At 62.6% G+C, this 9,165-nt stretch carries 11 protein-coding genes and 1 pseudogene; 10 read left to right on the forward strand and 2 right to left on the reverse strand.

The window, feature by feature from the left end; translation table 11 throughout:
- Positions 1–589: 589 nt before the first annotated feature.
- Positions 590–1,429 (reverse strand): UTP--glucose-1-phosphate uridylyltransferase GalU, encoded by an 840-nt coding sequence (galU, locus tag K675_RS0127900; protein ID WP_026145595.1) that lies wholly within the window; start codon positions 1,427–1,429, stop codon positions 590–592.
- A gap of 280 nt (positions 1,430–1,709) precedes the next feature.
- Here galU and K675_RS0127905 point away from each other — a divergent pair, with 280 nt between their 5' ends.
- Both K675_RS0127905 and K675_RS0127910 read left to right on the forward strand, forming a co-directional pair.
- Positions 1,710–1,892, forward strand: coding sequence for a hypothetical protein (locus K675_RS0127905; RefSeq protein WP_017906754.1), 183 nt, complete (start codon positions 1,710–1,712; stop codon positions 1,890–1,892).
- Positions 1,893–1,904: 12 nt separating this feature from the next.
- On the forward strand, positions 1,905–2,186 hold the full coding sequence (locus K675_RS0127910) for a hypothetical protein (RefSeq protein WP_017906755.1): 282 nt from the start codon (positions 1,905–1,907) through the stop codon (positions 2,184–2,186).
- 20 nt (positions 2,187–2,206) lie between these two features.
- Here the strand turns inward: K675_RS0127910 and K675_RS0127915 are convergent, their stop codons facing one another.
- The gene (locus tag K675_RS0127915) at positions 2,207–2,566 is read right to left on the reverse strand and encodes a hypothetical protein (RefSeq protein ID WP_017906756.1); all 360 of its coding nucleotides are present in this window, start codon (positions 2,564–2,566) and stop codon (positions 2,207–2,209) included.
- A gap of 211 nt (positions 2,567–2,777) precedes the next feature.
- Here K675_RS0127915 and K675_RS0127920 point away from each other — a divergent pair, with 211 nt between their 5' ends.
- The 8 genes and pseudogenes from K675_RS0127920 to K675_RS0127955 form a co-directional block, all read left to right on the forward strand.
- Complete coding sequence (locus K675_RS0127920; RefSeq protein ID WP_017906757.1) at positions 2,778–3,083, forward strand: DUF1883 domain-containing protein; 306 nt, start codon at positions 2,778–2,780, stop codon at positions 3,081–3,083.
- A gap of 35 nt (positions 3,084–3,118) precedes the next feature.
- Positions 3,119–3,280, forward strand: coding sequence for a hypothetical protein (locus tag K675_RS33465; protein ID WP_198291700.1), 162 nt, complete (start codon positions 3,119–3,121; stop codon positions 3,278–3,280).
- A gap of 20 nt (positions 3,281–3,300) precedes the next feature.
- Positions 3,301–3,966: a DNA oxidative demethylase AlkB gene (gene alkB / locus K675_RS0127930; RefSeq protein ID WP_017906759.1), complete on the forward strand. Its 666-nt coding sequence runs from the start codon at positions 3,301–3,303 to the stop codon at positions 3,964–3,966.
- Positions 3,967–4,289: 323 nt separating this feature from the next.
- The gene (gene modA / locus K675_RS0127935) at positions 4,290–5,057 is read left to right on the forward strand and encodes a molybdate ABC transporter substrate-binding protein (RefSeq protein ID WP_026145596.1); all 768 of its coding nucleotides are present in this window, start codon (positions 4,290–4,292) and stop codon (positions 5,055–5,057) included.
- Positions 5,058–5,738: a molybdate ABC transporter permease subunit gene (gene modB / locus K675_RS0127940; protein ID WP_017906761.1), complete on the forward strand. Its 681-nt coding sequence runs from the start codon at positions 5,058–5,060 to the stop codon at positions 5,736–5,738.
- A 3-nt stretch (positions 5,739–5,741) separates the two neighbouring features.
- Positions 5,742–6,830 carry a molybdenum ABC transporter ATP-binding protein gene (gene modC / locus K675_RS0127945; protein ID WP_017906762.1) on the forward strand — a complete coding sequence of 363 codons (1,089 nt, stop codon included), beginning with the start codon at positions 5,742–5,744 and terminating at the stop codon, positions 6,828–6,830.
- A gap of 70 nt (positions 6,831–6,900) precedes the next feature.
- Positions 6,901–7,920, forward strand: a complete 1,020-nt coding sequence (locus tag K675_RS0127950) for a DNA topoisomerase IB (protein ID WP_017906763.1) — start codon at positions 6,901–6,903, stop codon at positions 7,918–7,920.
- A 65-nt stretch (positions 7,921–7,985) separates the two neighbouring features.
- Positions 7,986–9,165 (forward strand): annotated as a pseudogene (locus tag K675_RS0127955) (MGH1-like glycoside hydrolase domain-containing protein); the annotation flags it as partial.

Raw genomic sequence — 9,165 nt, forward strand, 5'->3', positions numbered from 1 at the left:
AAAAAACCTACAAACAATTAATTCATGTAGGCTGTTTCTTATAAATTCCTGCACCTCATTACTCTGTTCACTTAAGAGAATAGAGGGCCAAAGATGGCGTAAGCTGTTGTCGTAAGGCTTGTTGGAGGTGAAAGTCCTCCGCACACCCGACAAGAGGAAGTGTTAGCCAGAGACAAGGATGTCGTGGGCGACTGCGAATCTAGGCTGTGTATGAAATTGTTTTAAACGCAGGTTAGGCAAGGCAAAAGCCGGCGAGGAAGCGCAGTTGACTGGTTGTCAATGAGCATTCCGAGCCGGCTTTTAACGCCGCATAACCTAGTTTCAAGCGATTTCATACATAGCCTAAGGAAGCTCAAGGCAAAGCTGGCCTGACGAACAGGAAGCGGATGGATCGCCTGATCCAGGTCGTCCGGCTCACCACCACAGCCCGAACATAGCCTGTCACGGCGCTGCGCGCCATGCTTGGCGCATCATAAGAAAAATGCCCGTATCTTGCGATACGGGCATTTTCTTTAACCAACCGATCGCCAGGTTTTCACTCAGCCTGCAAAAGGTGGCTTTCTAACACTTTCTACAAAAACAGGCCCGATCAGTAAGCCTTGCCGGTCTTGTAGAAATGCTCAAAGCAGAAGTTGGTCGCTTCGATGTAGCCTTCAGCACCACCGCAGTCAAAACGCTTGCCCTTGAACTTGTAGGCGATTACGCAACCGTCCTGCGCCTGTTTCATCAGGGCATCGGTGATCTGGATCTCGCCACCCTTGCCCGGCTCGGTCTGCTCGATCAGGTTGAAGATGTCCGGGGTCATGATGTAGCGACCGATGATCGCCAGGTTCGATGGAGCGTCTTCCGGCTTCGGCTTCTCGACCATGTTGCGGACGCGGTACAGGTCGTCACCGATCAGGTCGCCAGCGATCACACCGTACTTGCTGGTTTCCTGTGGGTCGACTTCCATGATCGCCACGATAGTGCAGCGATACTGCTTGTACAGCTTGACCATCTGCTTGAGCACGCCATCACCTTCCAGGTTGACGCACAGGTCGTCCGCCAGCACCACGGCGAACGGCTCGTCGCCGATCAGCGGACGGCCGGTCAGGATGGCGTGGCCCAGGCCTTTCATCTCGGTCTGGCGAGTGTAGGAGAACGAGCACTCGTCCAGCAGGCGGCGGATGCCGACCAGGTATTTTTCCTTGTCGGTGCCCTTGATCTGGTTTTCCAACTCATAACTGATGTCGAAGTGGTCTTCCAGCGCGCGCTTGCCGCGGCCGGTGACGATCGAGATCTCGTTCAGGCCAGCGTCCAGCGCTTCTTCGACGCCGTACTGGATCAGTGGCTTGTTCACCACCGGCAGCATTTCTTTGGGCATGGCTTTAGTCGCTGGCAGGAAGCGAGTACCGTAACCGGCTGCTGGGAACAAGCATTTCTTGATCATATGAGTCCTTAAAAAGGGCGGTGTGTACGAGTTTCGGCGCAGTCTAATCAGGCGGCGGTCACCTTACAATGCCCCGCTGATAGCATACTGACCTCAACATAGAGAAAAACTGTGGCAGATAGTTCCAAGGCATCGACAAATAGTCTGACGCCCAGTATCCGAGGCGGTTGCCGAATGTCCCCTGCCCCATCTTCAAAGCCTTGATTATAGCCGCTGATAGCGGTTCGCACCGGGTTCTGCGCTATCATTGTGCTATTTCCCCAACCAGTGAGACGGATCGATGTCGGCAGTGAAGAAAGTGAACGGTTACCTGATTACCCAGGCCACCGATGGCCAATGGTGGGTGGCCGGTGTCGACGGCGAACAGATCGCCGGGCCGTTCGCCAGCGAAGCCCTGGCCAGTGAAGTGGCCTCGGTGTTCGAGGACACCCCCGCCCCGACGGCCAAGCGCCGCGAAAAATAAAGGCTGAACGACATGAAGCGTTTACTGGCACTGCTCGCGGTACTGGCCCTGGCGGGATGCGCAACGGCCTCCAGAACCTACCTGAACAACGGCCAGCAAGGCCTGGAAATCGACTGCTCCGGCGAGGCGATGTCCTGGGCCAAGTGCTACGAAAAGGCCGATGACTCCTGCGCCGGTACCGGCTACACCATCGTCGGCACCGATGGTACACCGCAACCGAAGGAAAGCGACAAGACCCTGGGCGTGGACGTCGGCAATTTCAAAAGCCGCACCGTGATCGTGATCTGCAAGTGACCCGGATGCCCAGGCCGGCCTCAAGGCTGGCCTGAAATACAACGGGTCGCCGCATCGAGGACGGCGCTGGAGCGCAACGGGTTGTTCGACATGCTTTCATAGAGCCGGATGCTGCTGCCGCCGGAACGTTCCTCGATATCGAGCAGCGCCGCCGGCGAACTCGACAGACGATCGCGCACCACCATCCGGATCCCGCTCTTGTGCGGGGTCAGCAACGAGGGGCCGCGGCTCTTGTTCAGAATCGTATCGACGCAACTGGCATATTCATTGGGCTTCTTGCCCGAAATCACATTCAGCGTCGGCGGTGTCTGCTGGATTTCCGAAACACTTGCACACCCGCCCAACGCCAGCACCGCTGCGACCCAAGCGCCCCACTTCATGAAAAACCCTCCAATAAAGACGCTCCGACAGCATCAACACGGTTTTTCTCCGTTGTGCAGAGGAATTTAATCCAACTTTTATGGCGACAAGCCAGTGTCATCCGTCAGACTTGTCACCCTGCCCGGCCCATCAATCCATCGCAGCGGTAAAATCTGGCTGCGCCACATGCTATCTTTTTGATTTTGTAGAAAAAGCCTTCTGGAGGCGGTCATGAAATTCATCCACCAGCGCGAGCACCTCAACGAAGACGACATCGTCGTGATCGAATGCTCCCAGACCTGCAACATCCGCCTGATGAGCGACGCCAACTTCCGCAGCTTCAAGAACGGCGGTCGCCACACCTACCACGGGGGCGCCTTCGACACCTTTCCGGCGCGGATCACCGTACCCAGCACCGGTTTCTGGAACATCACCCTCGACACCGTGGTGACCAAGCGCGCCATCAGCGTCACCCGCAAGCCGAACCTGAAGCATTCGATCCGCATCATCCGTCGCTCCGCCTCGAAGCTGCGCTGAAGCCTCCCCCTTTCCTTTTAATGAGTGGAATGACCGTGACTACCAAATACGTCATCAAGTACACCCTCAACGGCGAACGCCGTTTCGAGTTCGCCCAGCTGGAGAACGGCACCGAGGCCGAGGCCCGCGCCGCACTGGAAGCCGTGCATGGCAAGAACGATGTGATTGCCGACGTGAAAGTCAGCAAGGCGCTGTAAGCGCAGACCGTGGGCAGCGCATGAACCTCGATCTGTTTGCCGACGAAGAACCGCGGCAGCCCCAACGCCACGAGCAAATCGGCGAGCAATCCTGGGTTCTGCGCGGTTTTGCCCTGCCCCGGGTCGAGCACCTGCTCCCCGCCTTGCGCCAGGTTCTGCGCCAGGCGCCCTTTCGCCAGATGGTCACCCCGGGTGGTTTCACCATGTCCGCCGGCCTGAGCAGCTGCGGTGACTGGGGCTGGACCAGTGACCATGACGGCTATCGCTACAGCGCTGTCGACCCGCACAGCGGCCAGCCCTGGCCAGCCATGCCCACGATGATCCGGCAACTGGCGGTGGACGCGGCACGGACCGCGGGTTTCGAGGGTTTCACGCCCGACGCCTGCCTCATCAACCGTTATGTACCGGGGGCGAAGATGTCCCTGCACCAGGACCGCAACGAACGCGACCTCAGCGCTCCGGTGGTCTCGGTCTCGCTGGGACTGCCGGCGATGTTCCTGTTCGGCGGCCACCAGCGGGCCGACCGGAGCCAGCGCATCCCGCTGCTGCATGGCGATGTGGTGGTCTGGGGCGGCGTCGATCGCCTGCGCTTTCACGGCATCCTGCCGATCAAGGACGGTCACCACCCCGTACTGGGCGCGCAGCGCATCAATTTCACCCTGCGCCGCGCCGGCCTTAACGGTTGACGTCCCCCCGTCCGCGCACTTGCCCGGGTGCTCGCGCGGACATCGGCCAGCGTAGGCTGCCCAGCGAATCGATGGCGGCGGCCATGCTGACCGCCGAATAGATCCGCCAGCACACCGAAGCGTTTCACCACGCGGTGCAAGCTCCGCTGAACATCGACTTCTTCTGCCACCAACCGCTGATCTCGCTGGTCGGCACCCTGCCGTTCAGTCCACTCGCCTTGACCATGAAATCGCTATATATTTCGATATATAGCGATTCACCTCAGCCGGCACCGCACATTTCTTATAACAAGCGACGCCCGCCCCTCGAACGGAGCTGCTTCATGATCACTCGTGCCTCACGCCTTGCCCCGACCTGCTTCGCCGCTCTGCTCGGCGTTTTCGCCTTCGCCTCGGCCCAGGGCGCCGAAGTCCAGGTGGCCGTCGCCGCCAACTTCACCGCGCCGATCCAGGCCATCGCCAGCGAGTTCGAGAAAGACACCGGGCACAAGCTGATCGCCGCCTATGGCGCCACCGGCCAGTTCTATACCCAGATCAAGAACGGCGCGCCATTCGAAGTGTTCCTCGCCGCCGACGACACCACCCCGGCCAAGCTGGAGAAGGCAGGCGATATCGTGGCTGGCTCGCGCTTCACCTACGCCGTGGGCACCCTGGCCCTGTGGTCGGCCAAGGACGGTTACGTCGACGCCAAGGGCCAGGTGCTCAAGGACAACCAGTACCAGCACCTGTCCATCGCCGATCCGAAAGCCGCGCCCTACGGCCTGGCCGCCACCCAGGTACTGGCCAAGCTGGGCCTGACCGACAAGGTCAAGGACAAGCTGGTCACCGGCCAGAACATCACCCAGGCCTACCAGTTCATCTCCACCGGCAATGCCGAGGTGGGCTTCGTCGCCCTGTCGCAGATCTACAAGGACGGCAAGGTCACCCGCGGTTCGGCATGGATCGTCCCGGCCGACATGCATGAGGCGATCAAGCAGGACGCGGTGATCCTCAACAAGGGCAAGGACAATGCCGCCGCCAAGGCCCTGGTGGAGTACCTGAAAGGCCCGAAAGCCGCAGCCATCATCCACGCCTACGGCTACGCCCTGTAAATGCCGCTCGACAGTACCGACTTCGCCGCGATCTGGCTGACGCTGAAACTGGCCTCGCTGACCACGGCGATCCTGTTGCTGGTCGGTACACCGATCGCCTGGTGGCTGGCCCGCACCCACTCCTGGTTGCGCGTACCGATCGGCGCCGTGGTGGCCCTGCCGCTGGTGCTGCCGCCGACAGTGATCGGCTTCTACCTGCTGCTGGCCTTCGGGCCCCAGGGCTTCATCGGGCAGTTCACCCAGGCCATCGGCCTGGGTACCCTGACCTTCAGCTTCACCGGGCTGGTCATCGGCTCGGTGATCTACTCGATGCCGTTCGTGGTGCAACCTTTACAGAACGCCTTCAGCGCCATTGGCACCCGTCCGCTGGAAGTGGCCGCGACCCTGCGCGCCAATCCCTGGGACACCTTCTTCAGCGTGATCCTGCCCCTGGCGCGACCCGGCTTCATCAGCGCCGCGATCCTCGGTTTCGCCCACACCGTCGGCGAGTTCGGCGTGGTGCTGATGATCGGCGGCAACATCCCGGACAAGACCCGCGTGGTTTCGGTCCAGATCTACGACCACGTCGAGGCCATGGAATACCTCCAGGCCCACTGGCTGGCCAGCGCCATGCTGGTGTTCTCCTTCCTCGTCCTGCTGGCGCTGTATTCGGGCAGACAAACCAAGATGGGCTGGAGCTGAGCCATGACCGCCTCGATACAGGCCCGCCTGCAACTGAGCTACCCGGGCTTCGCCCTGGATCTGGACCTGCACCTGCCGGGGCGCGGCGTGACCGCCCTGTTCGGCCACTCCGGCTCGGGCAAGACCACTTGCCTGCGCTGCATCGCCGGCCTGGAAAAGGCCCCGCAGGCCTTCATCCAGGTCAACGACGAAGTCTGGCAGGACAGCCGCCGCCAACTCTTCGTGCCACCGCACAAGCGTGCCCTGGGCTATGTGTTCCAGGAAGCCAGCCTGTTCCCGCACCTGTCGGTACGGGCGAACCTGGAGTTCGGCCTGCGCCGTATCCCGCGCGCCCAACGCCGGGTCGACATGCTCCACGCCACCGAACTGCTGGGCATCAGCCATCTGCTGAAACGCCACCCGCAGCACCTCTCGGGGGGCGAACGCCAGCGCATCGGCATCGCCCGCGCGCTGCTCACCAGCCCCCGACTGCTGCTGATGGACGAACCCCTCGCCGCGCTCGACAGTCAGCGCAAGGGCGAGATCCTGCCGTACCTGGAACGGCTGCATGACGAGCTGGACATTCCGGTACTCTACGTCAGCCACTCCCAGGATGAAGTCGCCCGTCTGGCCGACCACATTGTCCTGCTCTCCGCCGGCAAGGCAGTGGCCAGCGGCCCGATCGGCGACACCCTGGCGCGACTCGACCTGCCCATGGCCCTGGGCAACGATGCTGGCGTGGTGATCGAAGGCCAGATCAGCGCCTACGATCCGCACTACCAACTCGTCACCCTGCAACTGCCAGGCAGTGCATCGAGCCTGCGTGTCGCCCACGCCCCGCTGGCCATCGGCACGCAACTGCGCTGCAAGGTCCAGGCACGGGACGTCAGCCTCAGCCTGCAAGCGGAAGAACACAGCAGCATTCTCAACCGCCTGCCGGTCACCGTCACCGGCGAAACCGCCGCGGACAACCAGGCCCATGTCCTGCTCAGGCTCGACGCCGACGGCTCCCCGCTACTGGCGCGGATCACCCGCTACTCCCGGGACCAACTGCAACTGCAGCCCGGCCAGCGTCTCTGGGCACAGATCAAGGCGGTGGCCGTACTGGCGTGATAAAAGGCACCTCCGGGCACGGCTGCGGTCAATCGCTCATACCGCCTGATTCGCCTTCAAGGACGCCGCCATGCCCGATGCTTCAGCGACCGTCGAACTGCCCGCCGAACTGCATTACGTCGACGACACTCAGCCGGGTATCCGCCGCAAGCGGTCGCGCGACCGCTTCGTCTACTTCGATGCCGACGGCGAGCGCATTCGCGACCGGGACGAAATCCGACGCCTCGATGCACTGGCCATCCCGCCGGCCTACACCGATGTGTGGATCTGTAGCGACCCGCAAGGTCACCTGCAAGCCACCGGCCGCGACGCCCGGGGCCGCAAGCAGTACCGTTATCACCCGCGCTGGCGGGAGATCCGCGACCAGGACAAGTACTCGCGACTGCAGGCCTTCGGCAAGGCGCTGCCCAGGTTGCGGCAACAGTTGCAGGCGACTCTGGCAACGCCGGGCTTCAACCGCGACAAGGTGATGGCCACGGTGATCAGCCTGCTCGACGCCACGCTGATCCGCATCGGCAACAGCCGCTACGCCCGGGAGAACCGCTCCTACGGCCTGACCACCCTGCGCAACCGCCATGTCGAGATCAACGGCAGCGCCATTGCCTTCCAGTTCCGCGGCAAGAGCGGCGTGGAACACCGGGTCACGGTCAGGGACCGACGCCTGGCCACGGTACTCAAGCGCTGCCTGGAACTGCCCGGCCAGCACCTGTTCCAGTACCTCGACGAGAACGGCGAACGCCACGTCGTCAGTTCCTCGGACGTCAACGCCTGCCTGCGCGAACTGACCGGTGCCGACTTCACCGCCAAGGATTTCCGCACCTGGGCCGGCAGCGCCATGGCCCTGACCGTCCTGCGCGAACTGGACTGGGAACCGCAAGCCGAGGCGAAAAGACAGATCGTCGAAATGGTCAAGAGCGTCGCCAGACAGTTGGGCAATACCCCGGCCGTGTGCCGCAAGTGCTATATCCATCCTAGCGTCCTCGAAGCCTTCGCTCTCGGCGAACTGGCAAAACTGCCCAAGCCGAGGTTGCGCAAGGGACTGCACCTGGAGGAAGTGGGCCTGGCGATGTTCCTTCAACGCCAGGCGTAAGGCCGCGACACCACTGGACCGCTGGCTCGCAGCGCACCGCGCTGCCAATCGCGACGGAGTACCCGATGACGGCAAAACCTGCGACAAGCGCTTTCGAGACCGTTGAAGGCCGGCGCCTGGCCGGCGCGAGCGCCGCCCAATGGCGCGAATGGGGGCCCTACCTCAGTGAACGCCAGTGGGGCACGGTCCGTGAGGACTACAGTGCCGACGGCGACGCCTGGGCCTATTTCCCCCATGACCATGCCCGCAGCCGGGCCTACCGCTGGGGCGAGGACGGCCTGGCCGGGTTCTCCGACAGATCCCAGCACTGGTGCCTGGGCCTGGCGCTGTGGAACGAGCGCGACCCCATTCTCAAGGAGCGGCTGTTCGGCCTGACCAACGCCGAAGGCAACCACGGCGAAGACGTCAAGGAAGTGTACTTCTACCTCGACGGTGTCCCCAGCCATGCGTACATGCGCATGCTCTACAAGTACCCGCAGGCCGCCTTTCCCTATCATGACCTGGTCACGGAAAACGCCCGGCGTGGTCTCGGCGATGCCGAATACGAGATCCTCGACACCGGGGTGTTCGAGGACGATCGCTATTTCGACGTCACGGTCGAATACGCCAAGCAAGCCCCGGACGATATCGTCATGCGGGTCAGCGTGCACAACCGTTTCCACCAGCCTGCCCGCCTGCGCGTGCTGCCGCAGGTCTGGGCGCGCAACGACTGGAGCTGGACCCCGCATGCCCGCAAACCGAGCCTGAGCCTGCAGGGCGAACGGGTCGATGCCCGGCACGCCGGCTGTGAGCCGATGCAGGCCAGCGCCTGGGGCGACGCAGCGTTCGAATGGCTGTTCTGCGAAAACGAGACCAACACCCGTCGTCTCCACGGCTCGCAGGCCGACGGGCCGTTCAAGGACGGCATCAACGATCACCTGGTCAGCGGTGCCGCCAGTATCCGCCAGGATGGCGGAACCCGGGTGGCAGCGCACTTCTGCCTGGAACTGCAGGGTGGCGAAACCCGGACCGTCCATCTGCGCTTCGCACCAGCGCAGGCACCACGGCTCAATGCCCGACACCTGTTCGCCACCCGCCGACAGGAGGCCGACGACTTCTACACCGCCCTGCAGGCTGGGCTTGACGATGCCGATGCCCGCCTCGTCCAGCGCCAGGCCCTGGCCGGCCTGCTGTGGTCAAAGCAGCTTTACTACTTCGATGTGAACCAGTGGCTCGACGGCGACCCGACGCAGCCACGGCCACCCG

It is taken from the genome of Pseudomonas fuscovaginae SE-1 (assembly GCF_000364705.1).
GTDB classification, from domain to species: domain Bacteria; phylum Pseudomonadota; class Gammaproteobacteria; order Pseudomonadales; family Pseudomonadaceae; genus Aquipseudomonas; species Aquipseudomonas fuscovaginae_A.

What these genes read in the sequence shown, in the direction of transcription:
- K675_RS0127915 (WP_017906756.1), bottom strand. Translation starts at nt 2,566, where the DNA reads ATGAAGTGGGGCGCTTGGGTCGCAGCGGTGCTGGCGTTGGGCGGGTGT.
- modB (WP_017906761.1), top strand. Translation starts at nt 5,058, where the DNA reads ATGCCGCTCGACAGTACCGACTTCGCCGCGATCTGGCTGACGCTGAAA.
- modA (WP_026145596.1), top strand. Translation starts at nt 4,290, where the DNA reads ATGATCACTCGTGCCTCACGCCTTGCCCCGACCTGCTTCGCCGCTCTG.
- K675_RS0127950 (WP_017906763.1), top strand. Translation starts at nt 6,901, where the DNA reads ATGCCCGATGCTTCAGCGACCGTCGAACTGCCCGCCGAACTGCATTAC.
- K675_RS0127905 (WP_017906754.1), top strand. Translation starts at nt 1,710, where the DNA reads ATGTCGGCAGTGAAGAAAGTGAACGGTTACCTGATTACCCAGGCCACC.
- alkB (WP_017906759.1), top strand. Translation starts at nt 3,301, where the DNA reads ATGAACCTCGATCTGTTTGCCGACGAAGAACCGCGGCAGCCCCAACGC.
- K675_RS0127920 (WP_017906757.1), top strand. Translation starts at nt 2,778, where the DNA reads ATGAAATTCATCCACCAGCGCGAGCACCTCAACGAAGACGACATCGTC.
- galU (WP_026145595.1), bottom strand. Translation starts at nt 1,429, where the DNA reads ATGATCAAGAAATGCTTGTTCCCAGCAGCCGGTTACGGTACTCGCTTC.
- modC (WP_017906762.1), top strand. Translation starts at nt 5,742, where the DNA reads ATGACCGCCTCGATACAGGCCCGCCTGCAACTGAGCTACCCGGGCTTC.
- K675_RS0127910 (WP_017906755.1), top strand. Translation starts at nt 1,905, where the DNA reads ATGAAGCGTTTACTGGCACTGCTCGCGGTACTGGCCCTGGCGGGATGC.